The sequence below is a fragment of the Xanthomonas sp. DAR 34887 genome, assembly GCF_041245805.1.
GTDB classification, from domain to species: domain Bacteria; phylum Pseudomonadota; class Gammaproteobacteria; order Xanthomonadales; family Xanthomonadaceae; genus Xanthomonas_A; species Xanthomonas_A tesorieronis.
In genome coordinates this window covers 4,579,974-4,605,022 of sequence record NZ_CP162490.1, presented here as the reverse complement: position 1 = coordinate 4,605,022, position 25,049 = coordinate 4,579,974, and the positions used below count along the sequence as shown (strand labels likewise).

At 60.8% G+C, this 25,049-nt stretch carries 22 protein-coding genes and 1 pseudogene; 14 read left to right on the top strand and 9 right to left on the bottom strand.

Features of this window, described 5'->3' with window-relative positions; all coding sequences use genetic code 11:
• Positions 1-783: 783 nt before the first annotated feature.
• Genes AB3X08_RS19610 through AB3X08_RS19600 form a run of 3 tightly spaced genes read right to left on the bottom strand, consistent with a single transcriptional unit; the run spans position 784 to position 3,517 of the window.
• A complete protein-coding gene (locus AB3X08_RS19610) occupies positions 784-1,176 on the bottom strand; it encodes an STAS domain-containing protein (protein ID WP_369934512.1) in 393 nt (130 codons plus the stop codon).
• On the bottom strand, positions 1,173-1,613 hold the full coding sequence (locus AB3X08_RS19605) for an ATP-binding protein (protein ID WP_369934510.1): 441 nt from the start codon (positions 1,611-1,613) through the stop codon (positions 1,173-1,175). Before AB3X08_RS19605 ends, AB3X08_RS19610 begins: the two co-directional genes overlap by 4 nt.
• Complete coding sequence (locus AB3X08_RS19600) at positions 1,610-3,517, bottom strand: SpoIIE family protein phosphatase (protein WP_369938587.1); 1,908 nt, start codon at positions 3,515-3,517, stop codon at positions 1,610-1,612. The genes AB3X08_RS19605 and AB3X08_RS19600 overlap by 4 nt, the downstream gene beginning before the upstream one ends.
• Before the next feature lie 271 nt (positions 3,518-3,788).
• Here AB3X08_RS19600 and aceE point away from each other — a divergent pair, with 271 nt between their 5' ends.
• The 5 genes from aceE (at position 3,789) to AB3X08_RS19575 (ending at position 11,799) form a co-directional block, all read left to right on the top strand.
• A complete protein-coding gene (gene aceE / locus AB3X08_RS19595; protein WP_369934507.1) occupies positions 3,789-6,479 on the top strand; it encodes a pyruvate dehydrogenase (acetyl-transferring), homodimeric type in 2,691 nt (896 codons plus the stop codon).
• 184 nt (positions 6,480-6,663) lie between these two features.
• Entirely contained in the window at positions 6,664-7,839 is a 1,176-nt protein-coding gene (locus AB3X08_RS19590; protein WP_369934506.1) for a DNA cytosine methyltransferase, read from the top strand.
• A 46-nt stretch (positions 7,840-7,885) separates the two neighbouring features.
• Positions 7,886-8,797: a hypothetical protein gene (locus AB3X08_RS19585; protein WP_369934505.1), complete on the top strand. Its 912-nt coding sequence runs from the start codon at positions 7,886-7,888 to the stop codon at positions 8,795-8,797.
• Positions 8,797-10,794, top strand: a complete 1,998-nt coding sequence (locus tag AB3X08_RS19580) for a hypothetical protein (protein WP_369934504.1) — start codon at positions 8,797-8,799, stop codon at positions 10,792-10,794. Before AB3X08_RS19585 ends, AB3X08_RS19580 begins: the two co-directional genes overlap by 1 nt.
• Entirely contained in the window at positions 10,795-11,799 is a 1,005-nt protein-coding gene (locus tag AB3X08_RS19575; protein ID WP_369934502.1) for a hypothetical protein, read from the top strand.
• A gap of 168 nt (positions 11,800-11,967) precedes the next feature.
• On the opposite strand, the gene AB3X08_RS19570 is transcribed toward AB3X08_RS19575, so the two are convergent.
• Together AB3X08_RS19570 and AB3X08_RS19565 are read right to left on the bottom strand one after the other, a co-directional pair.
• On the bottom strand, positions 11,968-12,693 hold the full coding sequence (locus AB3X08_RS19570; protein WP_369934500.1) for a hypothetical protein: 726 nt from the start codon (positions 12,691-12,693) through the stop codon (positions 11,968-11,970).
• A gap of 153 nt (positions 12,694-12,846) precedes the next feature.
• A complete protein-coding gene (locus tag AB3X08_RS19565) occupies positions 12,847-13,410 on the bottom strand; it encodes a hypothetical protein (protein ID WP_369934499.1) in 564 nt (187 codons plus the stop codon).
• 457 nt (positions 13,411-13,867) lie between these two features.
• Between AB3X08_RS19565 and AB3X08_RS19560 the strand changes: the two genes are divergently transcribed.
• Positions 13,868-14,467, top strand: coding sequence for an XAC0095 family protein (locus AB3X08_RS19560; protein WP_369934497.1), 600 nt, complete (start codon positions 13,868-13,870; stop codon positions 14,465-14,467).
• 255 nt (positions 14,468-14,722) lie between these two features.
• On the opposite strand, the gene AB3X08_RS19555 is transcribed toward AB3X08_RS19560, so the two are convergent.
• Positions 14,723-15,595: a hypothetical protein gene (locus tag AB3X08_RS19555; protein ID WP_369934495.1), complete on the bottom strand. Its 873-nt coding sequence runs from the start codon at positions 15,593-15,595 to the stop codon at positions 14,723-14,725.
• A 21-nt stretch (positions 15,596-15,616) separates the two neighbouring features.
• Positions 15,617-15,925 (bottom strand): hypothetical protein, encoded by a 309-nt coding sequence (locus tag AB3X08_RS19550; protein ID WP_369934494.1) that lies wholly within the window; start codon positions 15,923-15,925, stop codon positions 15,617-15,619.
• Between the two features lie 488 nt (positions 15,926-16,413).
• Here AB3X08_RS19550 and AB3X08_RS19545 point away from each other — a divergent pair, with 488 nt between their 5' ends.
• The 5 genes from AB3X08_RS19545 (at position 16,414) to AB3X08_RS19525 (ending at position 20,382) form a co-directional block, all read left to right on the top strand.
• Entirely contained in the window at positions 16,414-17,013 is a 600-nt protein-coding gene (locus AB3X08_RS19545) for an XAC0095 family protein (RefSeq protein ID WP_369934493.1), read from the top strand.
• 192 nt (positions 17,014-17,205) lie between these two features.
• On the top strand, positions 17,206-17,832 hold the full coding sequence (locus AB3X08_RS19540; protein WP_369934492.1) for a hypothetical protein: 627 nt from the start codon (positions 17,206-17,208) through the stop codon (positions 17,830-17,832).
• A 109-nt stretch (positions 17,833-17,941) separates the two neighbouring features.
• Positions 17,942-18,832 (top strand): XVIPCD domain-containing protein, encoded by an 891-nt coding sequence (locus tag AB3X08_RS19535; protein WP_369938586.1) that lies wholly within the window; start codon positions 17,942-17,944, stop codon positions 18,830-18,832.
• Positions 18,833-19,114: 282 nt separating this feature from the next.
• Positions 19,115-19,603 carry a hypothetical protein gene (locus tag AB3X08_RS19530; RefSeq protein WP_369934491.1) on the top strand — a complete coding sequence of 163 codons (489 nt, stop codon included), beginning with the start codon at positions 19,115-19,117 and terminating at the stop codon, positions 19,601-19,603.
• 614 nt (positions 19,604-20,217) lie between these two features.
• On the top strand, positions 20,218-20,382 hold the full coding sequence (locus tag AB3X08_RS19525; RefSeq protein ID WP_369934490.1) for a hypothetical protein: 165 nt from the start codon (positions 20,218-20,220) through the stop codon (positions 20,380-20,382).
• Between the two features lie 13 nt (positions 20,383-20,395).
• Here the strand turns inward: AB3X08_RS19525 and AB3X08_RS19520 are convergent, their stop codons facing one another.
• Entirely contained in the window at positions 20,396-21,004 is a 609-nt protein-coding gene (locus tag AB3X08_RS19520) for a hypothetical protein (protein ID WP_369934488.1), read from the bottom strand.
• 627 nt (positions 21,005-21,631) lie between these two features.
• Here AB3X08_RS19520 and AB3X08_RS19515 point away from each other — a divergent pair.
• Positions 21,632-23,206: a S41 family peptidase gene (locus AB3X08_RS19515; RefSeq protein WP_369934487.1), complete on the top strand. Its 1,575-nt coding sequence runs from the start codon at positions 21,632-21,634 to the stop codon at positions 23,204-23,206.
• A gap of 232 nt (positions 23,207-23,438) precedes the next feature.
• Here the strand turns inward: AB3X08_RS19515 and AB3X08_RS19510 are convergent.
• Positions 23,439-23,734, bottom strand: a pseudogene (locus AB3X08_RS19510) (hypothetical protein).
• A gap of 80 nt (positions 23,735-23,814) precedes the next feature.
• On the opposite strand from AB3X08_RS19510, the gene AB3X08_RS19505 reads away from it, so the two are divergent.
• Together AB3X08_RS19505 and AB3X08_RS19500 are read left to right on the top strand one after the other, a co-directional pair.
• Positions 23,815-24,039, top strand: a complete 225-nt coding sequence (locus AB3X08_RS19505) for a hypothetical protein (protein ID WP_369934486.1) — start codon at positions 23,815-23,817, stop codon at positions 24,037-24,039.
• A 79-nt stretch (positions 24,040-24,118) separates the two neighbouring features.
• The gene (locus AB3X08_RS19500; protein ID WP_369934484.1) at positions 24,119-24,910 is read left to right on the top strand and encodes an SPFH domain-containing protein; all 792 of its coding nucleotides are present in this window, start codon (positions 24,119-24,121) and stop codon (positions 24,908-24,910) included.
• Positions 24,911-25,049 lie beyond the last annotated feature (139 nt).

Below are 25,049 nucleotides of genomic sequence, written 5' to 3'. Positions count from 1 at the left end.
CATGGTGTAGGAGCGGCTTCAGCCGCGACAGAAGAACGAAGCGGCCATGATGCCAAGGCATCGACGGGAAACGCGGCCACAACGCCACCGAGTTCAAATCGCCAATGCGCCTTTGCCATTTCAGAGCGCCTCGAACGCCTCGATGCAGGCATCTGCGGCTGGACGCATCTGCGACTCGCACGTGCATCGATATGCTTTTGGCGGGTGTTGGAGGTGCCCTGAAGTCTCGACGCGCGGTCGGTCGGTAAGTTGGCTTCGGTGGCTGCCTGTCGCGGCTGAAGCCGCTCCTACAGTGCAGCCGGTGGGATGGTTGCGTGCTTTTTGTAGGAGCGGTTTCAACCGCGACAAATGGGGTCGTTCGGCGTTCGAGCTTCGGGTGCCGTCGGGACTGAAGTCCCTCCCACAGTGCAATCGCGTCGGTCATCGGCACGCCCTAGTGGGAGCGACTTCAGTCGCGACGCGTGGGGGGTCGGTCAGTGGGCTTCGGATACTGCCTGTCGGGGCTGAAGCCCCTCCTACAGTGCAGCCAGCGAGAGGGTTGCGCGATTTTTGTAGAAGCGGTTTCAACCGCCGGGCTTCGGGCGCCGTCGGGACTGAAGTCCCTCCCACAGTGCAATCGCGTCGGTCATCGGCACGCCCTTGTGGGAGCGACTTCAGTCGCGACGCGCGGTCGGTCGGTAAGTCGGCTTCGGTGGCTGCCTGTCGCGGCTGAAGCCGCTCCTACAGTGCAGCCAGCAGGCTGGGTTGCAGGAGTGGCTTCAGCCGCCGAATACACAACCCAACTCAAGACCCCGCGCCGTCGCCTTCCTCCAGCACCCGCCGCTGCATCTCGTCCAGGTAGTCGTCCAGCTCCTGCACCGAGGTGAAGATCTCGTTCAACGGCACCGCCTTGACCACATCGAACACCTTGCGGATCTGCGGTTGCGGGTTGACCACCAGCACGCGGCCCTCGCGCGTGGCCAGCACTTTGCGCGCCTTGAAGATCGAGCGAATGCCGGCGCTGCTGATGTAGTCCAGGTGCGACAGATCCAGCACCAGGGTGGTGATGTGCGTGGCCAGCAGCGGCGCCAGCGCCTCGTCCAGCGCCTGGTAGGTGTGCGTGTCCAGGCGTCCGCTGAGGGTGATGCGTTGGCGCTTGTCCTGCGCGGGGTCGATCTGCAGGCTCAACGTGGTCATGCGGGGAACTCCTGGGGGGCGGGGTCGAAGGGGTGCAGCAAGGTGATGCGCACGACGTTGCGGCCGGCGTCGTGGCGGTAGTCGATGTGGTCGGCGAGCTGCCGCACCAGGTGCAGGCCCAGGCCGCCGATCGGGCGCTGCGCGATGTCCGCGTCCAGGTCCGGCGCCGGCGCCGCGCGCAGGTCGAAGGCCGGGCCGCTGTCGTGGAATTCCAGCACCAGCGCGCCGGTATCCACCTGCAGCATCACTTCCACCGGCGGCTGTTCGCTGCTCAGGTGGCCGTGCTCGAGCGTGTTGCAGGCCAGTTCCTCCACGATCAGCCGCGCCCGGTGCACATGGTCCAGGACCACGCCGTGGCGCAGCAGCGCGGCCTCCAGCGTGTCGCTGAGCTGCGCCAGCGCGTCCAGCGCCGGCACCATCTGTAGCCGTAGTTTCATGGGCTTCCCTCCCGCGTCGGGTCCTGGCGCAAGCGGATCGCCAGCAGCGTAATGTCGTCGGACTGCGGTGCGGCCGCGGTGAACGCGTGCACGTCGGCCAGCACCCGCGCGCACTGCGCCTGCGCATCGATGCCGGGCTGCAATGCGGCCAGCAAGCGCTCGGTGCCGTAGGCCTGTTCCTGCGCGTCCATCGCCTCGCTGATGCCGTCGGTATAGCTCAGCAGCGTGGCGCCGGCGGCCAGGCGCCCGCGCACCACCGGGTAGCGCGTCTGCGGCTCGATCCCCAGCGGCGGCCCGGATTCCACCGCCAGCAACTGCGCATGGCCGTCGGCGCCGAGCAGCACCGGCGGCTCGTGGCCGGCGCTGGACAGCCAGTAGTCGCCGCTATGCACGTCGATCAGGCCGCACAGCACGGTGGCGAACATGCAGGTGTCGTTGCCTTCGACCATGCGCTTGGACGCCGCGATCAGGATCGCGTCGGGCCGGTTGTGGCGGCGCGCGGCCACCTCCAGCACCGTCATCGCCCGCGCCATGAACAGCGCCGCCGGCACGCCCTTGTCGGATACGTCGCCGACCACGAACCACAGCAGGCCCGGCTCGGTCTCGAAGAACTGGTAGAAATCCCCGCCCACCATCGTCGCCGGCTCCAGCAGCGCGTAGGTCTCCAGATGCTTGTGCGCGCTGTCGAAGGTGCGCCCGTCCGGCAGCATCGCGCGCTGGATGTCGCGCGCGATCGACAGCTCGCTTTGCATCCGCTGCCGCGCCTGCGCCAGCGTGGCGATCTCCGCCAGCTGCCGTTTGATCGAGCCGCGTGCGGTATCGAAGGCGCGCGCCATCACCCCCACCTCGTCCTGCCGCTCCACGTGCCGCAGCGGATAATCGAACTCGCCCTGGCTGAAATGCCCGGCCGAATTGGTCAGGTCCTCGATCGGTCGCGCCAGCCGCGCGGTGTAGCGGTGCAGCAACCACAGCCACAGCAGCAACGCGCCGCCGCCGCCCAGCCCCACCCACAGCGCGATGCGGTTCAGCCCGGCCAGGATGTAGCGCTCGGACACGGTCAGCGCGAAGGTCCAGCCGGTATCGCCGACCGCCGCGCTCTGGGTCAGGTAGCGCTCGCCGTCGGGCGCGGTGTGGGTGAAGCGCACCGGTACATGCGTGGCCACCGCCGCGGCCAGCGGCGACAGGTCCGGCCGCGCGCGCGCCACGTGCGCCTCCAGCGTGCGGTGGAAGCGCAGCGCCGGGTCCGGATGCAGCACGAACAAGCCGTCCGGCGACAGCAGCATCGGCTGCAGCCCCGCATTGGCCGGCAGCTCGCCGACGATCGCCTGCAGCCGCTTCAGCGGCACGTCCACGCTGACCATGCCGATCGCGCGCGCCTGCGCGCCGTCGCCGGGCAGGCGCAGCGGCAGGTTGTAGGTGGTGAGGTAGTCGCCGCCGGCGGAGGCGCCGCTGTACGGTTCGGACCACCACGGCGCCTGCGCCGCCAGCGTGCGCCGGTACCAGGGCATGGTCCGGTAGTCGTAGCCCAGCGCCTCGGACGGCTTTTCGATCACCCGGCCGTTGATCCGACGCAGGTGCCAGGCGAAGCCGCGGTCGTCGCCCTTCAGCGCGCCCGGCTCGATCAACAGCAGCGCCCCGGCGATGTCCGGGTCGCCCTCCAGGGTGGCCTGCAACAGGCTGCGCAGGTTGAACGGCTGGCGCCCCACGCCGGCCGCGCCGGCGGCCAGGGTGCGCCCGCTCACCTGCACCGAGCCCAGCGTCGCATCCAGGCTGCGCGCGGTCTGCTGCGCCAGCCCGGCCACTTCTTCGCGCGCATTGCGCACCACCACCTGGCGCGCGCCCAGGTAGAACAGCACCGCCAGGCCGGCCAGCAGCGCCACCTGGAGCAGGCTGCCCCACAGCATCAGCCGCGTGCGCAGGCTGTGCCGCCAGGCGACCGCGGGAGCATCCTGCACTGGCGAGAAGGCGGCGATGGCGGCGCTCCGCGGGAGTCGGCTCCGATCATAAGCGCAGCCGCGCCCCGCCGCGCAGCCATTGTCGCGCGCTGTCCCGGGCCAATGTGACAGTCCGTTCCATACGCTGGCGTACGAGGTCCCGCGGGGTGGTTGCGCTACACTTGCAGGCTTCGAGAAAACACATGCCATCGCGCGCGTGCGTGCGACCTACGGGAGCGTTATGAACTGGTTGAACGAGGTGCTGCAGAACGATCCGAACCCCACTGAGACCCAGGAGTGGATCGAATCGCTCAAGGCCGTCATCGATGTCGCAGGCCCCGAGCGCGCGCATCAGCTGCTGGAGGACATGGTCGAACTGACCCGCCGCTCCGGCGCCTACCTGCCGTTCTCGCCGACCACCGAGTACGTCAACACCATCGCGCCCGCCAACGAGGCCAAGAGCCCGGGCGATGCGGCCATCGAGTGGAAGATCCGCTCGATCATCCGCTGGAACGCCATGGCCACCGTGGTCCGCGCCAACCGCAAGCCCGGCGACCTGGGCGGCCACATCGCCTCCTTCGCCTCGGCCGCCACCCTGTACGACGTGGGCTTCAACCATTTCTGGCGCGCCCCGTCCGACAAGCACCCCGGCGACCTGCTCTACATCCAGGGCCACAGCGCCCCGGGCATCTACGCCCGCGCCTTCCTCGAAGGCCGCATCAACGAGACCCAGCTCGACCATTTCCGCATGGAAGTGGACGGCCAGGGCATCTCCTCCTACCCGCACCCGTGGCTGATGCCGGACTTCTGGCAAACCCCCACCGTGTCGATGGGCCTGGGCCCGCTCAGCGCCATCTACCAGGCGCAGTTCATGAAGTACCTGGAGCACCGCGGCCTGATCGAGAAGTCCGACCGCAAGGTGTGGTGCTTCATCGGCGACGGCGAGAGCGACGAGCCGGAAACCCTGGGCGCCATCGCCCTGGCCGGCCGCGAAGGCCTGGATAACCTGATCTTCGTGGTGAACTGCAACCTGCAGCGCCTGGACGGCCCGGTGCGCGGCAACGGCAAGATCATCCAGGAGCTGGAAGGCGTGTTCCGCGGCGGCGGCTGGAACGTGATCAAGCTGCTGTGGGGCGGGTACTGGGATCCGCTTCTGGCCAAGGACACCGACGGCGTGCTGCGCAAGCTGATGATGGAAACCGTCGACGGCGAATACCAGAACTGCAAGGCCTTCGGCGGCGCCTACACCCGGGCCAACTTCTTCGGCAAATACCCGGAGACCGCGGCCATGGTCGCCGGCCTGTCCGACGACGACATCTGGCGCCTGAACCGCGGCGGCCACGACCCGCACAAGGTCTACGCCGCCTACCACCAGGCGGTGAACACCAAGGGCATGCCCACCGTGATCCTGGCCAAGACCGTCAAGGGCTACGGCATGGGCTCCTCGGGCGAATCGCTCAACCCCACCCACCAGACCAAGAAGCTGGACGACGACGCCGTGCGCGCGTTCCGCGACCGCTTCAACATCCCGCTCAGCGACAAGCAGCTGGCCGACGCCGAGCAGGTGCCGTTCTACCACCCCGGCCCGGACTCGCCGGAAGTGCAGTACCTGCAGGAGCGCCGCGCCGCGCTCGGCGGCTACCTGCCGCAGCGCCGCCGCAAGGCCGACCAGTCCTTCGCCGTGCCCGGCCTGGACAAGTACGACCGCCTGCTCAAGTCCAGCGGCGAGCGCAGCTACTCCACCACCATGGCCTTCGTGCAGAGCCTCAACATCGCCCTGCGCGACAAGGACCTGGGCCCGCGCATCGTGCCGATCGTGGCCGACGAAGCGCGCACCTTCGGCATGGAAGGCATGTTCCGCCAGATCGGCATCTATGCCCCGTTCGGCCAGAAGTACAAGCCGGTGGACGCGGACCAGCTGATGTTCTACCGCGAGGACCAGTCCGGCCAGGTGCTGCAGCAGGGCATCAGCGAGCCGGGCGCCATCTCCTCGTGGCTGGCCGCCGGCACCAGCTACTCGGTCAGCAACGTGCCGATGCTGCCGTTCTACATCTACTACTCCATGTTCGGCTTCCAGCGCGTGGGCGACATCGCCTGGCAGGCGGCGGACATGCGCACCCGCGGCTTCCTGCTCGGCGGCACCGCCGGCCGCACTACGTTGAATGGTGAAGGCCTGCAACACGAAGACGGCTTCAGCCAGGTCATCGCCGGGTCGATCCCGAACGTGCGCAGCTACGACCCCACCTTCGGCTTCGAAGTCACCGTGGTCATGCAGTACGGCATGAAGCGGATGATGCAGGAGCAGGTGGACGAGTACTACTACATCACCCTGATGAACGAAAACTACACCCACCCGGAAATGCCGGCCGGTGCAGAGGACGGCATCATCAAGGGCATGTACCTGCTGCAGGACGCCGGCAAGCCCAAGAAGGGCGAACTGCGCGTGCAGCTGCTGGGCTCGGGCACCATCCTGCGCGAAGCCATCGCCGCGGCGGAGCTGCTGGACAAGGACTTCGGCGTCACCGCCGACATCTGGTCCTGCCCCAGCTTCAACGAACTGCGCCGCGACGGCTTCGACGCCGAGCGCTGGAACCGCCTGCATCCGGAAGGCGAGCAGCGCAAGCCGTACGTGACCCAGTTGCTGGAAGGCCGCCAGGGTCCGGTGATCGCCGCAACGGATTACGTACGCGCCTTCGCTGACCAGATCCGCGCGTTCGTGCCGACGCACTACACCGTGTTGGGCACCGACGGCTTCGGTCGCTCCGACACCCGTGCGAACCTGCGCCGCTTCTTCGAAGTGGACCGGTACTACATCGCGCATGCCGCGATTGCGGCGCTGGCGAAGGACGGGAAGATGACCGGCAAGGATGTGGCCAGGGCGATCAAGCAGTACAAGATTGATCCGGAGAAGTCGAATCCGGTTGGGGTTTGAGCCCGTCTTTGAAGAGAAGGTAAGAAGGGCGGCTTTGGCCGCCCTTCCTTTTTGGGAGGGCCAAGATCGCGCCGCCATCCCCATTGGTTGGATCGAAAGGATGAGAGGCTGTGAATCCGACGCCTTGGGCATTAAGCTACTTCTGCTGAATGGCGAGGGAGCCTTGGAGCCTAATGTGGCACGAATGAAATTCACTAGCCTGTTCTGTGGAGCTGGAGGTCTCGATTTAGGCTTTATCAAAGCTGGCTTCGAACCAGTTGCCGCATTTGATATATCAGCAAACGCTGTCCGCCACTATGAGCTAAACATTGGATCGCATGCCCGCGTCCAAGACTTGGCTGACCCCGCTTTTCAATTGGACGAGTGCGACTTGGTCATTGCGGGTTCTCCATGTCAGGGATTCTCTACGCTTGGGAAAAGAAATCATGCCGATCCGCGAAATAAGTTGTTGCAGCGTGCTGTCGAGCTCGCAATATCTGCAAGACCTAAGGTGATAGTGCTTGAAAACGTCCTGGGACTTACTTCAGGCGCATTAAAGTCTTACATGGATGGAGCCGTCCTCCGACTTTCGTTAGCAGGATATAAAGTGCTCACGCAGATAGTGGATGCCAGAGATTGCGGTCTCCCTCAAGCACGTCGGCGAATAGTGATTATTGCTGCCAAAGGAAAATTTTCATTTTCTTTTGATGATAATAAGATCCCCATGCAGTGTCTTGGGAAAATAATATATGGAGCCCATGCCGCAGCCAACCATCAGCCAGAGCTTCTATTTGGAGAGTCTCTTCAGATTGCAAAAAAGATAGGTCCTGGCCAAAAACTTTGTGACGTACGCGGGGGCGAGTCGGCAGTGCACTCATGGCAGATACCTGAGGTGTTCGGTTCCGTTTCTTCCGGCGAAGTCCGTATCCTCGAGTCAACGATGAGGCTGCGCCGCCGAGATCGCACAAGGGAATTTGGCGACGGTGACCCGGTAGAAGTTTGCAAGATTATTCGTGAGGCAGGATTGAAGTCCGCCCGTTTGATCGACGCGCTGTTAAAGAAGCAATATCTACGATTGGTAAATGATAAGGTCGAGCTAAAGCGCACTTTTAACGGAAAGTATCGAAGGGCAGTGTCGATTGGTGCAAGTCATACTGTCGACACTAGGTTCTCTGACCCCGCTTGTTTTCTCCACCCATCCGAAAACAGAGGTTTCACGGTGCGTGAAGCTGCTAGAATTCAGGGTTTCCCTGATCATTACGTTTTTCACGGCCGCGACCGGGATTCCTTGAAGTTAATAGGAAACGCGGTTCCGCCACCTATGGCAACCATAGTTGCCGAAGTCGTTGCTAGAGGGCTGGTGAGAGCGCGGCGTGTCTAACATTATTTCCAATTGGGAAATGAGGGGGAAGAAAGGAGCCGCGCGATTGCGTGCTCTGTACGAGTTTCTCTATTCGCATCTTTATTTTCAGTATGAGCCAAGCAAAAGAAGCGCTCCAACCTCATCTGCACACTTTGTTGCGCGCATAGAGGATTGGCTGGCAGGATTAAAGGATGAAAATGATAGGTGGGCGGCATTCCGTTCGATCGAGTACTTGTTCTTCGCTGGGGTAGATGAGTTCAGCGAGCTCTATCGAGTGGCGTGCGATCAAATAATTATCCCCTGGGCTATTGATTTAGAGCGGATCGATATATTTAACCCAAATGCTAGCGAGAAAGTAGCCGAGGCTATTACTAAAACTTGGGTTTGCCCAGTCACGGATAGCTTGCGGATAAATTCGTTTCTGCATCTGACGGGAATCGCTGGCAAGCCCCATAGGCCTGACTGGCATAGCCTTAGTCAGCTGGGAGATGTTAGGAAAATAAAGCGCTTTGTGGCCCAACGGAAGATTGAGAGACTAGTGCTTTTAGAAGACTTTAGCGGCAGTGGGCGCCAATTTTCGGAGGCGCTCAAATTCGCGAGTCGAGCATTTGATGGGGAAATACTCGCGATTCCCTTGATCGTGTGTCATCCAGGTGATCGAAAGATTCGCTCCGAAATTAACTTACTCCGAAGTAAACGGATTAAATATGCTCCAGTAACAATTATACCAGAGAGTTGTCTCGTATCTCCTAACCCTGTGCCCTCGGAACCCAAGCTATTCACTCCTCTGAGAAAAGCTCTTTTGGAGTCATATCAGGTGATGGGGCGTCCAAATATGAATGGAAAGCAGCATGGGTATTCTGAGGTTGGATCAATGGTAGCTCTGTATAGTAACTGCCCAAACAACACGCCTCCGATGTTTCATAAAAATACAAAGCATTGGAAAGCACTGTTCCCAAGAGCAAATCGCTACTAATGAACAGACTTGAGAACCCATTCAACGACCTCTGGTTGACCGAAAGGCTACGACCGGAAGAGTTTGTGCGCGTATTTAGCCCCGTTGTCGCTGAGCAAGCGGAAGGTCTTTTCTCAACAGGGAACGTTGTGGTAAGGGGGCGTCAGGGGAGCGGAAAAAGCATGCTGCTAGGGCTGCTAGCAACTTCAACACGCGTCGCTTATGCGCGAAGTGGTGAGCAGTATCCGTCACCCAAAGATATGCCTCCTTTTATTGCAGCGGGAACAAATGTAATTCGCGATAACGTTCAGATCATTACTTCACGATTGGACGAAGTCTCCAGCGCATCCAGAGAGTCTTGGCTGGCTGCTACATTCGCAGATTACTTGAACTATATACTGGTGGAAGACCTTCTGGGGAATATTGAATACTTAAATAGGGAACAGGCCAAAGATGGCGTGCTTTCTGATGTTATTGTTCTTGACTGGTCTTCCGAAGCTCAATCGCGCGCACTAGAAGCCCTGAAGGCATCGGATGTCTGGTCTGGGTACTTTGATAATTGCGAAACGATGGGGGATTTTTCGAAATCAGTTTCTCAAAGACTTGTGCTATATAGGCGTTATTTTAATTTTAATAGCGAGCTGGACGACAAGGTTGCAAAGAGCAAAACGCAGATCGCCGAGCCTATTGCTTGCTTGGCGGAGTGTTTGAGGCAGGCGGGCGTAATTCCCGCCAATGCCTCCGTGTTCTTAAGAATTGACCAGCATGAGGAATTGCATGCGCTTGAGCAAAAAACTAGAAATAGTGGTGTCTTTAGGCGGGTGATCAATAGAGCTTTGGCTCTTAGGGATAAGCGGGTTTCATATAGAGTGGGTACTCGCCACTATGCATGGTCTGATGAATTGAAAATTTGGGGAAGCGGAGCTCCGCTCGAAAATCTTCGTGATTATACCGTTATTGATATTGACGACATTCTTCGGAGAAGGGAGAACTCGTCACATTCTGCTTTTAATGATTTTGCTGAAGATGTTCTTCGTAGGCGTTTGCTTGCGCATGGTTATGAAGGCGTCCCTGAGAGTAATGTCATAAGAAGTATCTTTGGATCTTCGATTGCCCCCTCAGAAAGGGCAAAAATCTACGCGAGAAACAGAGACTTCTCGGGCTTCGGTGCCGAACTACGCAGCGATTCTTGGAATAAAAAACTGAGTCGCATTTGGTCCGAAAGCCCGCTTGATGCAAAGCTTGGAGACGCTTGGTTACGTCAGCGAAACCAAGTGGCAAAAGGAGTTGGCCTTAAAAATGCAGACGAAATTGGTGAGCCTTGGTTGGATTCTGATCGAGAATGGTGGAGAAAGGAGCGAAATGAACTTGCGCTAATGCAGATCGCTGGTGACGCTCGCCAATCGTTGATTTGGTGTGGTGACAGACAGTTCGTAAGTTTGGCGGGTTGGAATATACTTGCTTTTATGTCAATTTGTCAGAAAACTTGGTCGGCATGGTTGAGGAAGTCTGCCTTAAATGGAGTGGAGGATCGTTCTGTTCCGGCTATCGACATCGAGTCTCAAACAATTGGCGTTTTGGATGCAAGCAAGGAGTGGATGGATAAGATCCGCGAAGGTTCAGACGGAGAGGATAGGCGTAAGATCATAGATGCGCTGGGGCGCTGGTTTGGTAGAGTCCTGCGCGCAGATAAGGCAATGTCTTATCCTGGCCACAATGGAATATCCTTGACGGAAGAGGATTTTCTGAGCGGCGGTGCTATTTCGAAATTGATCAAAGAATGCCGAGACCATGGAGATTTGATCGAGTCTTCACATACTACAAAGAGTGGAGACGGGCTAGCGCGAATTAAGTGGTACCTTAATCCGGTGCTATGCCCCTATTTTAGAATCCCACACATTCGTACTAAGGAGCCAATTTACACCACCGTAGATCAGATTAGGTCGATATTGGAGGGGGAGAGAGAGGAGGCTTCGGATGCTAATGATGATAATGTTATTCAGCCTGGGCTTTTTTAGATGAGCCAGTTCGTTATTACTCCTGCTGGTTCTCTTGACTGGCTGTTTGCGAAGTTGCCAAAGAAAAACTGGGCCATTATCAGTTGCGCTGGCACAGAGGATCGCTGTTTAGGTGTGCCAAGCTGGATCTTTAGCCAAGGAAAACTTGCATCCGGTCAGCTTATAATCCGCATCGATGATCAGCCAAGTGGCTATTCTGCGGAAATATCTAAAAGGACCGATGAGTCAGAGGCACGGCTTAGGGCCATTGGGGTTCAATTGGGCTACGTGCGAGGCGATATCACTAGTCAGCCTGGACATTGGCTCCCCGCTTTAAATGCAATTGCGAAGCAACGCTCTGTTGTGTTAGATATAACAAGCTTGCCAAAACGGTTTTTCTTGTATGCCGTTAAATTTCTTTTAAATAGTGTAGATGTAAATGATCTTGTAATAACGTACACAAAGCCAGAGTATTATCCTGAGGGGCAGCTTTCAGCATCAGCTTTGACGCCATCGCCTATCCCAGGTTTCGCTCGAGAGCTTTCGCATGCTAGCGAGTCTATGTTTTTTGTTGGGGTTGGATACGTTGCCTTCAACTTGGAAGAGTTGCTTAAGCAACGGCAGGGCAAGCAAATTAAGTTTGCTATGCCATTTCCACCAGGGTCGCCGGCGGCTAGAAGAAACTGGAACTTGCTGAAGCAGCTTCATCCAGAGGCGAGAATCGACACCGAGATCAGACGTATCCATAGCGCGGACGCCTTTGAGATTCTTAGATGGGTTGTCGCGGCGGCAAGTAACTTTGAGGGCTCTATAGATCTGATTCCTTTAGGCCCAAAGCCTCACGCCATTGGTATGGCATTAGCCTTCCTAGAGCTTGGGCCTAGGTGCCAGATCACATATGCGCAACCCATGGTGTATCGGCCAGATTACTCCGTTGGAGTAGCCAGGCGTACGGATGGCAACCTTGATGCTTACGCATATTGCCTGAAAATTAACGGAAACTCTACTTATAAGGGCATGATTTAGTTTTTAGCTCGGTGAGTCTAGGCAAAGAAGACGGGGCAACTAACGGCGCCATGAGTCGCATGGAAGGATGCGATGAGCAGGTGCTGCGCGAACTGTGTTGGCGTTAGCCACGATAGAGAGAAAAAGGTAGGTCGTCCCTCGTTCGGAACACCCAGCCAGTTGCGACTGTCAGGAACGAGTGGCGCCATCCTGACGATTCGCCTCAGCAAGTAATTGCTCATATGATTGCACGCGGATGTGCAGCCGAATGAAATGCCAGGACATCGCGTAAGCGAACAGCAGGAGAAAGGCCAAGATGCCTTGCATCATGGTGATCTTGCCGAGCACGCCCCAGTCGCCCCAGCGCCAGTCCTTGAGCTGGAGATAAAGCGCCAGCAGGACAGGCATGATGCCGAGCCTCTCCATACCGCCGGTAAAAAGGCCCAGACGGTCATGCATGTTGGTGCGGCGGTCGCGCATGAAGGCTTCGCGGCGGCGCCGCTCTTCCAGCGGGAACGTCCGCAGCGTCGCAACGATGGTGTGGTAATAATGGAATTCCTTTTCCATCTCATCCGCGTGGCTGGCATAGGGGCGACGAAAACCCGGTAGCTCACGCTTGACGCCCAGCACGAAAGAGATCACGACGCCCGTCAGCTCTACCGCAAGCCCACCTATCGCCCAGTAAAGCGCTGCCTTGCCATCGAGCAGGGTGCCGAACAGCATTCCCACGCCCGCGCCAAGCAGGGCGATTGCAAAGCTCCAGCGCTCCACGGGGCCGGCGCGGCTGTAGTCGGTTGCCTGCAGATAGCGGTCCATCGCCGCAGCGAGTGAAGGAAAACGCAAGTCCGAGAGTGCAGTGCCCATTTGCTGCGCATCGTCATCGGGCTTTGCAATGATCTCTTTCTCTGACGACATATTGCTTTCCTCGGCCACTGAACGCACGCCGCCCTCTCTGTCCTTAAAAATCCATCATTTCCACGATGCATGGCAAGATCAGGAATGCGATCTATGAGCGAGAGGAGCGGTGCCGGAGCTTGGCTCCTACCCCCTCGCGTCGATTTTTGGCGATCAAGCCGGAACGGGAAGAGCCGCGATCTTGGAGACACCGGGTAGCCGCTGTGTATAGAGTTTGGCCATGTCATCCGGATTGACTACGTGGGCGAAATGCTCCAAGCCGATGGTCAAGAATTCGCCATGGCGCCCGCCGCGCTTGATTCCTACTTCGACCGCCTTAAGTGCACTGATCCAGTACCAAGAAACGTTGTCGTTGTCCTCTCCCCTATAGGCGTACCAGAGTGGAATTCGGAACATGCGTTCAAACGCAATCGCCTTCAGGAGCTCTTTCTCTAGGCTTAGCGTGAAGCAGGTCGAGCCATCCCACTCTCTCAAGTCGAAGTTCTTTGCGTCTACTGCGATCAGTCCGATCGAGTCAAGCAGAACCATGAAATCCGGTCGCTTGATCTCGCCGGTGAAGAGTGGAGCGAAACTTTCCTTTGCCTGACAGACTGCGACATAGGATAGGCCCGATTCGCCAAGCCATTTGCGGAGATCGGTCTCGCCGATATCGCCTTTCTCCTTTATTGCTTCCTTGGTGCCTACGATTGACTCTGAAATTCTTCGCAAGATTGACATGTCGTTCCTTCAAGTGGCTTGGGAGGCGCGGTGCATCGTGAGTATCAAATCACTGCATCGGTCGCCGAGTACATCTACTTGATAGCAGATCTCCGGTTTTGCGATATGGGTCACTAGCTAAGTGATCAATGCACCAGTGGCTGATGTTCGTTAGCGGTGCGGTGATGGGCAACGTCAACAGAAGTAGTGATGCTATTGACACTCCAATCGCGCACTTGCAATCTATGCACTAGGAGCGTCGAAACTCCTCAGACAGCGGTACCCACCTCCGACAAACCGGTGGGTTTTTTGTGCCCGAAGCTCGGGCGCAAGCCGACGCGATGCCTGCGTCGGGAGGGCGGCTAATACAACACCCTTCGGGGAAATACGCCCGCCGGCTGTCTGCGGTTTCGAACCTCCCGACTTCCCGTCCGCCATCCGTGGCGGACGGACCCCTTCATGGAACGAGGAGGCAACGATGTCGTACGACCGTTTGGACGATGAAGACATGCCGGGCTATTTCCTGCCGGAGGAGAGCCAGTTCCGGCTGGCGAAGTTGCGCGATCACGTGAGGTTCCTGGTCCGGCTGGCGCAGCCGCGCACGCCGGACGAGGAGCGTGCCGCCGAGCCCAAAGTGCGCATGGGCGAGCTGGCGGTCTGTCTGGAGCTGTTGGCCGACCAGGTGGAGCTGGTGCTGGACGCGCTGTCCTACCCTGCGCAGCGGACCGACACGACGCGCGGCGCCCGCCCCGATGCCACCGTCGCCGTGGCGCCGGACGTGGGCCGCGGCGCCTTCCGCGTCACGCTGGCGCAACTCGACCAATTCACCCAGCTGGCCGAGACCGTCTCGGCCCAAGCCCGGGTGGTGGTGGCCGGCGATACCACCGCACTTGCCGGCCAAGCATTGCCAGAGGTGGGTGACACGCTCTGCGATGCAGCGAACGCGATGCGGGCGCTGCTGCTGCAGATCGAGCGCCAGCCGCTACGCGAACCCACGCCCAACGGCGTACGCGAGGAGCGGACGGTCTATGCGGTGGAGTGGAGCGCGCCGCCTGCGGGAGGCGGGCGGCTGCATTGATCGCGCTATGGCTGGGGCAAGGCGGGGTGCGTCGCCGGAGAGCGCTGGCCCCGTATTGCGGGGCCGGCCCTAGGATGCAGCGAGCGTCGGTGTGCGAGCAAAGGAAGTGAGGCGCAGTCGCTTCGTGGCCGAGCGCACGTCATCAGGGATGTGCGCCAGTGCCGAGCGCCCAGCTCGGCTGCAACTGGACCAACGGTACGCCGCCGCCAAGTCGTTGATGGGGCGAGCACGTACCGGGCTGAGTATGGGAATTTGCTAAACCATTCGGGGGCCAACGGCCTGAGCATGGGGTTCCATTGAAGGTTGCGCACCAGCATTCTGGGCCAGCGCTGTACTGGAATGTTCGATGGTGGGAGGTTGCTCGGCTGCAAGTACCGATGCGCGGAATCCAGGAGTCGTCCCTGCCACGAACACGTCGCCTTCGCGCTCAATGACCCGACTCACTTTTGACATGTCGCTGATTCCCGCCTCATGTGCACGTTGAGCGGCGAAAGCGACCCGCTCATCGGAGATGTGTGAAGGCAATCCTTCCCGTAGTCCAGCAAAAAGGCGGTTGCCAGCGTGCTCCGGATCAGTCATTACCCTGGTTGAAGGGCCGCTACGTTCTTCCGATGGCTCAACCTTCCCAAGTGAGCTGCTTGATCGTCCTTCGCGGGTAGGTTCACTCACTTCAGGCTTGGTTGGGGACGTGGGCTGCCGCGACTCCAGTTCGCGAATGGTTTTGATCAATTCATTGGGCGTTTCCACGGTGGGCAACCATGAGCTAGCATCAATCCGCTGTCCGGTGACGCGAGACACCGTTTCGCTAGCCCATGAGGAACAATTGTTATTCAGTTCCCAGGTGACGTTCTCGCGAAGCGCTTGGTCGAGCACTTTAGTTTGAGCGGGTGAAAGGTCGTAGTAGCGGTCGGCATCAGAGGGTTGGCCTCTTTCCATTCCGACGCGGATATCGGTGCCATCGCCGTTATCCTTCACCATCGGATGGTTGTCGGGCCACAACCCATAATATTCTGTGGGCGAATCGCCCCGCTTGACCGTAATCCACGCATGACCATCGGTCATGCCGCCCTGCCCACCATTGCTGTGTATTCCAAGCACAACGCGCTCATTGGCCGGTTCCGTGCTCATTGCATCGCTCCTTGACTGGAATTAAGGGGTCAACGTTTCTTCGGTATCTGCGTAGACAAGTACGACCTTCTCGCCTGCATACGGGACGGTGACTTTCGGTGTCCAAGGCTCAGCGGTTGGCATGGCAGCCTTCGCCATGGCGTCACATTTATCATTGATGCCGCATCTACGGATGGCAATACGCAATACGCCGTTGTCATTTGCGAAATCAACGCCGGGAGAATAAAAGAGACTTTCTGCAGGCATGTGGTAGGTGATTTGGAGTGAGCTGTCTGCTGCCTTTTCGATCTTGACGGGCTGAACATCATTCTTCTTGTAATCAGAGCGCATGTTTCCTCCTGCACAAGCAGTCAAGGTTGATAGTGCGAATAATCCCGTAGCAAAAATTAGTCTAGTTTTTATATCCACGTTCATGCCCAGTTATGGGATTCGTCCAGACAAGTTAACACCTGGCATCTCGACAAGCCAGAGGTCGGGAGGCGGCGATCGAGCTCAAGCGACTGAGGCCGCGCAGAGCGGGCCAAATTCCTAATGCAAGATTGTACAAATTGCTATGTCAGGCCATGCACCGCAGTAGCAATTGCTACCTCAAGGAGCTTCGAAACTCCTCTGGTGGTGGCGGTACCCACGTCCGACGAGCTGATGGGTTTTTGTGCCTGTTGCTCGGGCGCAAGCCGACGCGATGCCCGCGTCGGGAGGGCGGCTAATACAACACCCTCCAGGAAATACGACCGCCGTCCACGTGCGGTTTCGAACCTCCCGACTTCCCGTCCGCCATGCGTGGCGGGCGAACCCCTTCATGGAACGAGAAGGCAACGATGGCGTACGACCGTTTGGACGATGAAGACATGCCCGGCTATTTCCTGCCGGAGGAGAGCCAGTTCCGGCTGGCGAAGCTGCGCGATCACGTGCGGTTCCTGGTCCGGCTGGCGCAGCCGCGCACGCCGGACGAGGAGCGTGCCGCCGAGCCCAAGGTGCGCATGGGCGAGCTGGCGGTCTGTCTGGAGCTGTTGGCCGACCAGGTGGAGCTGGTGCTGGACGCGCTGTCCTATCCTGCGCAGCGGACCGACACGACGCGCGACGCCCGGCCCGCTGCCATCGTCGCGGTGGCGCCGGACGTGGGCGGCGGCGCCTTCCGCGTCACGCTGGCGCAACTCGACCGGCTCACCCAGCTGGCCGAGACCGTCTCGGCCCACGCCCGGGTGGTGGCGGTCGGCGATGCCACCGCGCTTGCCGGCCATGCATCACCGGAGGTGGGCGACACGCTCTGCGATGCAGCGAACGCGATGCGGGCGCTGCTGCGGCAGATCGAGCACCAGCCGCTGCGCGAACCTACGCCCAACGGCGTACGCGAGGAGCGGGCCGTCTATGCGATGGAGCCGGACGTGCCGCCTGCGGGAAGCGGGCGGCTGCATTGATCGCGGCGTAGGTCGCTGGGCCGGAATGCGTCGCTGGAGAGGTGCGCACTACCTTGCGTGTTGGAAGGTGGCGGTGGTGGGGCCGATCCACGTGAGGCATGTTCTCGCCATGGACGGCCAACCGGATTAATCTGGCGTCCTGCTTGTCGTAGTGAGGTTGTCGTGGCTAGAGCGAACAGGATCGCGGGCTTCGTGCTCATCGCCGCGGCGCTGCAGGTGGTTGCAGGCTGCCAGGCGAACTCCATCCAGGCGCCGGCGCTGACCAGTGCGCAACACAGTAAGAAGGAACATGACATGAGAACGACCGTGCCGCTGGTTCTGCAACTGGGCCAACAAGACGTCGCTCGTCCCATCGAGCTTGAGTTTGAAGTGCCACGTCAGGCGGATGATCCCGAACCTCCCGTCTTCCTCGGATTGAGGGTGGCGGCTGCCGATCCGGCGGTCGCTGCGGCGCAGATCGACCAGTTGCGCGATGCAGGCGTCACCGCCGAGTTACATCTGTATCGATTGAGCGGGACAAGCGCTGAGCCTGTCACCCTGCAGCGCAGCGAGTTGGTGGGCCGCACTGACTTCCAGGCTGTTGCGTTGGATGCCAGCGGGCATGTTCCAGAATTCCTCAAGGCGAATTCCGATTTCAAGACCATGCACGCCGCTGGACTGATCGCGCCTGACGTCGAATACCGTGAACTGGAGATGGCCTTCCTGCGCGATACGCCGCCGGGCCGGTATCGGGCCTCGATCCGCTTTGGCGGCAACGTCCGCGCTCTGTCAGAAATGCATCCTGAGCTGTTGATCGCATTCACCGCGAAGGCGATGTAAGGAGCGAGCTGCCATGAGTGAACCAACGCCGCACTACTCGGTCACGATTTATCTCGCCGCGCCAGGCACGCCCCTGATGCGTTCTGGTGGAACATCCGCTGCCGGTCATATGTACTACTCCCTTTCCGACGGAAAGCATGTCGAAAGTTATGGCTTCGCTCCGTTGGAACACGGCACTTCCCGCGGTCTGGGAAAGGTCTACGACACGGATGTCCGAGACTACAAGGATCCCTACTACAGCCGCACCTTGGAGGTCAGCCGCGAGCAGTACGACAAACTGCGGGCCTTTGGCGAGGCGCCGCAGAAGTATGGATTTGACATGCAATACAGTGGCGCCACCAATAGTTGCATTGACTTCACTTGGGGTGCCCTGAACCATGCCGGGTTGCATCGTCAGCGCACTCCTGGCATCGACGACAAGCGCTTTGAAGGCTCGCTTAAGCCGCTGGACAACGAGGACAGCATCAAGAGCATTCCCGCGCCAATGCCTGGAAGTAGCTTGAACAAAGAGCACTACAATGCCAAGCCTGAGCAGACGTGGCTCCAGAAGGCGATCACTGAAGTAAGTCCGCCAGGGGGACAAGCGCTTCCCAGCGAAGCCAATGCAGCGAGTGAGAAGGCACAAGACCCATTGCATGCGCAGGCGGAGGCCGCGGTGCTGAAGCTGGAGCAGGGCCTCGGTCGGGACTACGACGCCAACAGCGCCAAGCTCGCCGCGAGCGCCGCCTGTCTGGCGAAAGAGAACGGCCTCTCGCGGATCGACCATGTGGTGCTGAGCGAGGACTCGCGCAACGTGCGCGCGGGAGAGAACCTGTTCGTGGTCCAAGGTGCGTTGAACGACCCCGCGCATTTACGCGCGCACATGCGTACCGAAGATGCCCTTGGCCAATCCGTCGAGCAGTCGCTGGCGCAGCTGCAGTCCTTGAACCAGGCGCAGCGTCAGACCCAGGAAGCGGAGCAACTCAATCAAGTGCAGGCCAAGCCGCATCAAATGGGGTAGAGAAGGCGCGTGGACCTCCGGCTGGATAGAAGTGCCAAGATACTAGACGCGACAGCTTGTTATCCGATCTAGGGTCAAGTCTGACGGCTGATGTCGTATTGGCCGACGCTGCTCGCGATGCCGCGATGTGCCGACGAGATACCTGCGTCGGGGTGGGGGCGCAGGTACCACATCAGCCTGCGGGAAATAGGCTATCGGTCTCTTGCGGGAGACCTGCGAATGCTTTGGGCCTGGCTGCTATCTTCCACGCATATGCGCTGCGGACCATTCAAGGAGTGACCGATGGCTGAGCAAGAGCGATGCAGACCGCGTTTTGCGGTGGCAACGCGGTGTGTGGCAGTGGGTTTGGTCACGTCGTTGGCCGGTTTCGCATTTGCGAGCAGACCGTCCGCGTTTTCCGGAGAGTGGGCGTACGCCAAGAAATGCGACTTGGGCCACTATCTGAGTCTGCATCTGCAGCAGCACGGCGATCGCGTCACGGGAGATTGGAGTGAGGGAACCAACGTCCGCGGCAGTGACGGACAGTTGCAGGGACGAGTGCGTGGAACCACGTTGTATGTCCGCTACTGCAGCGATGATGGAGAAAAAGGCTACGCCGCATGCCCCGCGTTCACAGGCCCGGATGACCAGTTCCGGCTAGAAAATGGGCAACTGGTTCGCTATGAGAAGTACGGTTCCGACTATCGCCGTACCGTTGCGCTCCATCCCGACATCGCAGGGAAGGAGCTGCCTTTTGACAAGGATTGTAGAGATGCCGAGGATGACCAATGAGTGCGCGCACGGATCAGGAGTTACGTGCCCAGGGTCCTTTGAGCGGTATTCCTTAACGCAAGGAGCTTGTATGGCGGCCAGGCTCTTCCGGCGTCTTTTCGTGGCGCTGGTTCCCGTGATGGGGTGTGCCTCCGTGTCTGCTGGCGGCCAGGACGCTTCGCCGGCATCGAGTCCATCCCTATGCGAACAGTCCCTTGGTTGGAAGAGCGGCGCAGCATCGCCTGCCAGTCAGGTTGCGCCTCAGGTGTCTGAAAGCGACAGCGGGCGCTCCTATCATTTCGATCTCGGCGGTCGCGGAGGAGTCAGGTCCTTGGACGCCAGCTGCGGCTGGGGCAGCTACGCCGAGTGCGATATGAAGGTGCTTCAAACTGACGGGACGACGTATCAATTCTCGGAGCTCTCAACATTCGGCCTGTGGGAGTCGCGAGGCAGCCTCTACCTCCTCTACCGCATTGCCGTCCCAAAAGACGACGCGGCCGCTAGCAAGCGTCGGGTGGTGAAGGTGAGTAATCCCCCTCAGGAGGTCTGCAATGAGATTGGGGATTACTCGAACATCATGTAGCTGTGCATGGTGGCCGGACCAGAGCGTATCTTTGCCGTGCAAGGCGCGCTCAATGATCCCGCACAGCTTCGCGCATGTTCCGGTACAGGAAACCATGCAGACGCCGGTCGAGCAGTCCGATGCCAAGCTTGCAGTTGCAAATCAGTCGATTTCCCAGGAATTGGCAATGACTCAGCAGCGGGAACAGTCGCGAAGCCAGGGTCAATCCATCGGATAGTTGCCGCTACTGCCTATTTTTTTGCCATGGCTTTACGGCACAAGCCGATGTTGGTTCTTGCCGCGTGCACGATCGCCAAATAGCGATCCGCCAGCACCGGTGTCCAACCGTCCACGGCCGCATCGTCATCCCTGCCGGCGTCTTCGGCATACTTGTCGAGTGTGGCCAGGCACTGCGCATACAGCCCACTCTTGTATTGGGTGATGGCCAGGTCGTTGCGAATGGCGCCTTCTTCTTCCCATTCCAGCGTCGGCAGGCAATTCGTCAGTGCCGGGGACAAGGTGGTCAGCGCCGCCTTGTAGTTCTTGCTGTCATAGAGGCGCTTGAACGCAGTCCGCGTGCGATTCAGATCCTCCCGGCCGCAGCCGTCCTTCACCCGCAGGTAGGGCGCTTCGAAATCTCCGTTGTATCCGCAGAATGTCTTGCATTCTTCGGGCGTGGCTGCGGCCACGTCGATGCCTTGGGGAGTGCTGGCGAACTTCACGCTGCAGGCGGGTTGACCGTTATTGCCCTTGGCGAGACCCCGATTTCCATCGATGACGCCATCCAGCGCACATACGTCTTCCCCGGTGGTGCTTTCCAGGGAAAACGTCAATGCGTCGTTCTGCTCCTTGAGCAGCAAGCGCCCCCCATCCACTTTCGGTGATGTATTCGCCTGGTCGCAGAGCGTTATGGATTTCGGCTTGTGCTGCGACCACTGGAGGCCGCTTGCCGATAGGAGCATGGTTGGGGGCGGGAGGCGACGGCTGCGCCGAATGCGCTGTCGTGAATAGCATCGCGATTGCCGCGCACGCTAGCCATACGATCTTTAGCGGAGGTCTTTTCGCCATGTCCGTCCGTCAATCCTGTCTTCCTTGATGCTCTCTAACTTCTTATCCGATCTTGAGTCAAGTCGGACGGCCGCTGCCGTACCGGCAGACGCTACTCTATCGCTGGATGCCCGCTCGCATCCTGGTCGATTGCCTGGCATTCGTAACGTGGTCGATACTTCCGCCTCCAATACGACCTTCGTGAGCAAGGAACGGCGATGAATGTGTCTGGCTGGTTTGCGGTGGTTTGCCTTCTGCTGCTGACCCAGCCCGCCAGCGCCGCCGAAGATCCCGCCGCGCAGGCCTACGCGCACGTCACCGAGTTCCGCGACCGCGCCAGCCAGCTCACCGAACACGGAGCAACCAGTTCGCCCGACGAGCTGCGACGCGCGCGCGACGCGTTGCTCGAAGGTCTGCGCTATCTGGACGATCCCCAGGTGTTGGCCCTGGCCGATGGCAGCCTGACGCTGCGTTTTCGCCGCCTGAATCTGCTGGGCGATCTGGTGCGCGTGCAGGTGTGGCTCGGCGATCGGGACGCGGCCGTTGCGGCCTGGCAAGCGCTGGATGCCATGGCCTGGCAGGAGGGCTTGGTCGACTTCGTGGTGGACAAGGATCCCGCGACGCAGGCCTTGCTGGACGATCCGCGCCTGGCCGATGTCCGGCGGCACGAGGCGTTGGCCAAGCGCGACACGATGGCACCTGCGCTGGTGGTGCCCTACGCACCGCAGCTGACCGAGGCGCAGCGCATCGGTGGGCTCTCGCAGCTGTGGATGACGGCGCGCGATCGCTTCGTCTGGTTCGATCGCGTGCCTGAGCTCGATTGGGACCGCCTGTATCTGGACACCGTGCCGCTGGTGCAGCAGGCGCAGGACACCGAGGCCTACTACCGCGTGCTGGCGCGTTTCATGGCGAAGCTGCAGGACGGGCATACGGGCGTTTTTCTTCCCAAGGAGTTGGAGAGCCGCTGGTATGCGCGTCCAGGGCTGCGCACCGCTCGCCTGGAAGGCAAGGTGGTGGTGACCGCGGTCGCCGACGCGGCGCTGCAGCGGCAGGGAGTGAAGCCCGGCGACATCATCGAGGCGATCGACGGCGAGCCGGTGGAGCGCTACGCCGAGCGCGTGGTGGGGCCCTATGCCAGCAGTTCGACGCCGCAGGACCTCGAGGTCCGCATGTATACCTACGGCCTGCTTGCCGGCGACGCGGCCAAGCCGGTGGTGCTGACGCTTTCGCACCGCGACGGGCACCGCAGCGAGGTGCGCGCGGCGCGCAGCGGCTTCAAGACGACCCCTGCGGCATCCATGCCGCTGCTGACCTTCCGCAAGGACGGTGTGGCCGTGCTGCGCGTGGCGCAGTTGGAGGACGATGCCAGCGTCAAGGCGCTCGCGCAGGACCTGGACCGGGTGCTCGCCGCGCCAGGCTTGATCCTGGATCTGCGCGGTAACGGCGGCGGAAACACCCGCTTCGGCTTGTCGATCCTGCGTTTCGTGGCCGACTCCCCCTTGCCGCAGGTGCGTTCCGTCATGCGCGATAACGGATCGTCGCTGCAACAGGCGCGCAGCGGCCGCCTGATCGAGTGGCTGCCGGTACGCGACGCTGTGTTGACGCCGGAGCCGCGTGCCTACAAGGGGCCGGTGGCGATGCTGGTGGATGCGGCGACCTTTTCGGCCGGCGAAGACACGGCGGCGGTGTTTCATCTGATGCGGCGTGGCCCCTTGGTGGGGCAGGCGACCGGCGGCAGCACGGGGCAGCCGCTCACGCTGGCGTTGCCCGGCGGCGGCTCGGCGCGGATCTGCGTGAAGCGCGACAGCTATCCGGATGGCAGCGACTTCGTCGGCGTCGGCGTGCTCCCCGATATCGTGGCCAGCCGCACCATTGCCGATGTGCGCGAGGGGAAGGACGCGGTGCTCGAACGCGCGGTGGCGGCGTTGGCGATTGCCGAAAGCAGGCCGATGAAGCACGGCGCGGTGCCCGCCACAGGTCGGTCTGTAGCCGGTGGAATACCTGCCGGGCGATAGGTGCCGGTGGGCCAGTTTTGTGCGCGGGCAACCAGGTAAAGGTGCGCCCCTCTCTCCAATGCAAGCTGCGCCATTCGTAAGGTCGCTCGTACCAGGGAAATACAGCTGACAGACGCCAGGCGCGTCCGCTATCGCGGCGCGCAGCCCCCTGAAATGCATTCGCTGCCATGCCGTGGCGAACGACGGAGACGTGCCCAGTAGGCTGCCTCAATGTGGAAAACGCGCATGGCGCTCAGCCCGCTCTCTGCGCACGCAGATGACCGGCCAGCAGTGGATGCAGCACCGGCGGCATCGGCAGGTCGCGCCGGCCTTCGTCCCATTGCTGCAGGAACGGAACCAGGTGACCACGGTGCCAGGAGTTGAGCCGTGTGCGTGCGGCGTGGCGCGTGCGCAGGCGTTCGACGATCGCCGTTGGCCGGTGTGGTCGCCGCGGTCGAGATGATGGAAGGCGAAGGACAGCAACAGACTGTCGGGGCTGTCGAACAGGCTGCACGACCCTGTCGCCTCGTACCACAGCGCCGTAGGGATGCGTCTTGCGGTGCGCGGCTGCATGCTGTGCGTCTGTGCGGCGGCATTGGCGCCGGCGCACAACGAGGGAGGAGTCTGCAGTGAAGTGGGTCGCGTTCCTGGTGGTGCTGGGCTTCGGCGTGTTGTTCCTGGCGATCACATTGCTGTGCTGGCGCAAGGGCGTGACCGGCGCGCGCCAGTTGGTGTTCTACCGGACGCGCCAGCCGCGCAGGTTCTGGTGTTTGCTGCTCGTGTACGCCCTGCTGTCGGTGTGGATGCTGGTCCTGGGGATTCGGATGGGGATGCACCTGTTGGCGCTGTCCTGACGGGGATGTCTTGCCCGCCGGGATCGGCTAGCATCGGCGCGCGATGGGCGGCAATGCGCCGGCCTGCAAGGGGACATCGATGAAACACCTTCCGTTGGCCGCCGCGATGGCGAGCCTGCTCTGCGCCTGTACCGTGGTCTCGCCCGATCCGGGGCAGCAGGCCGTGCTGGTCGACAAACCCATTTTCTGGAGCAAGGGCGGCATCCGCCTGGACGATGTGCGCGAGCCCGGCCGTACCTATGCCTGGTGGACCACCTCGGCGGTGTACGTGGATGTCACGCCGCAGACGGTGCAGGTGGCATTCGACGATTTTTCGTCCAGCGACAACATCCTGCTGGACTTCTCCACCCAGATCCAATATCGGATCACCGCGCCGGCGTTGCTGCTGTCGGGCTTCGGGCAGGACTGGTTCAAGAACAACGTGGCCAGCCAGTACGCGGCGATCGTGCGCGACCAGGTGAAGCGCTACGACATGACGCGGATGATGAGCGACCCGGACAGCGCCCGAAAGATCGACGATGCGGTGACCGAGAGTGTGCGTGCGCTGGTCAAGGAGCAGGGCCTGCCGATCCAGATCCAGAACATCACGCTTGGGCGCGCGCGGCCCAATGCGGATGTGCTGCAGCAGATGAACCTCACCGCCGCGCAGCAGCAACGGGTCAAGACGCTGGTCGAGGCGACCACCGCCGAGCGCCAGCGCGAGCAGGAACAGGTGGCCAAGGCCGACGCCGACAACGCGTACCGCAATCGCATGGGCCTGACCCCGGAGCAGTACCTGGCCAGCCAGATCGCCGAGATCAACGCCGAGGCCTGCGCCAAGGCGCAGGCGTGCTACATGGTGCCGTCGGGGACGCCGGTGATCGCCAAGTAGGCGGTGGCGGATGCGGCGATCGGTGTCGCCGCCGCATCTGCGCCGATCCACCGATCCAATTGCGCCGTCGATCCCGACTCCGGATTCGGTGCCTGCCGCATCGCGTTCCTGCGGCTGACCGGCCGTCGGCCGGACCACC

What these genes read in the sequence shown, in the direction of transcription:
- aceE (WP_369934507.1), top strand. Translation starts at nt 3,789, where the DNA reads ATGAACTGGTTGAACGAGGTGCTGCAGAACGATCCGAACCCCACTGAG.
- AB3X08_RS19600 (WP_369938587.1), bottom strand. Translation starts at nt 3,517, where the DNA reads ATGCTGTGGGGCAGCCTGCTCCAGGTGGCGCTGCTGGCCGGCCTGGCG.
- AB3X08_RS19570 (WP_369934500.1), bottom strand. Translation starts at nt 12,693, where the DNA reads ATGTCGTCAGAGAAAGAGATCATTGCAAAGCCCGATGACGATGCGCAG.
- AB3X08_RS19550 (WP_369934494.1), bottom strand. Translation starts at nt 15,925, where the DNA reads ATGCGCTCTGATTACAAGAAGAATGATGTTCAGCCCGTCAAGATCGAA.
- AB3X08_RS19555 (WP_369934495.1), bottom strand. Translation starts at nt 15,595, where the DNA reads ATGAGCACGGAACCGGCCAATGAGCGCGTTGTGCTTGGAATACACAGC.
- AB3X08_RS19565 (WP_369934499.1), bottom strand. Translation starts at nt 13,410, where the DNA reads ATGTCAATCTTGCGAAGAATTTCAGAGTCAATCGTAGGCACCAAGGAA.
- AB3X08_RS19610 (WP_369934512.1), bottom strand. Translation starts at nt 1,176, where the DNA reads ATGACCACGTTGAGCCTGCAGATCGACCCCGCGCAGGACAAGCGCCAA.
- AB3X08_RS19605 (WP_369934510.1), bottom strand. Translation starts at nt 1,613, where the DNA reads ATGAAACTACGGCTACAGATGGTGCCGGCGCTGGACGCGCTGGCGCAG.
- AB3X08_RS19580 (WP_369934504.1), top strand. Translation starts at nt 8,797, where the DNA reads ATGAACAGACTTGAGAACCCATTCAACGACCTCTGGTTGACCGAAAGG.
- AB3X08_RS19535 (WP_369938586.1), top strand. Translation starts at nt 17,942, where the DNA reads ATGTACTACTCCCTTTCCGACGGAAAGCATGTCGAAAGTTATGGCTTC.
- AB3X08_RS19525 (WP_369934490.1), top strand. Translation starts at nt 20,218, where the DNA reads ATGATCCCGCACAGCTTCGCGCATGTTCCGGTACAGGAAACCATGCAG.
- AB3X08_RS19590 (WP_369934506.1), top strand. Translation starts at nt 6,664, where the DNA reads ATGAAATTCACTAGCCTGTTCTGTGGAGCTGGAGGTCTCGATTTAGGC.
- AB3X08_RS19545 (WP_369934493.1), top strand. Translation starts at nt 16,414, where the DNA reads ATGGCGTACGACCGTTTGGACGATGAAGACATGCCCGGCTATTTCCTG.
- AB3X08_RS19560 (WP_369934497.1), top strand. Translation starts at nt 13,868, where the DNA reads ATGTCGTACGACCGTTTGGACGATGAAGACATGCCGGGCTATTTCCTG.
- AB3X08_RS19530 (WP_369934491.1), top strand. Translation starts at nt 19,115, where the DNA reads ATGGCTGAGCAAGAGCGATGCAGACCGCGTTTTGCGGTGGCAACGCGG.
- AB3X08_RS19500 (WP_369934484.1), top strand. Translation starts at nt 24,119, where the DNA reads ATGAAACACCTTCCGTTGGCCGCCGCGATGGCGAGCCTGCTCTGCGCC.
- AB3X08_RS19575 (WP_369934502.1), top strand. Translation starts at nt 10,795, where the DNA reads ATGAGCCAGTTCGTTATTACTCCTGCTGGTTCTCTTGACTGGCTGTTT.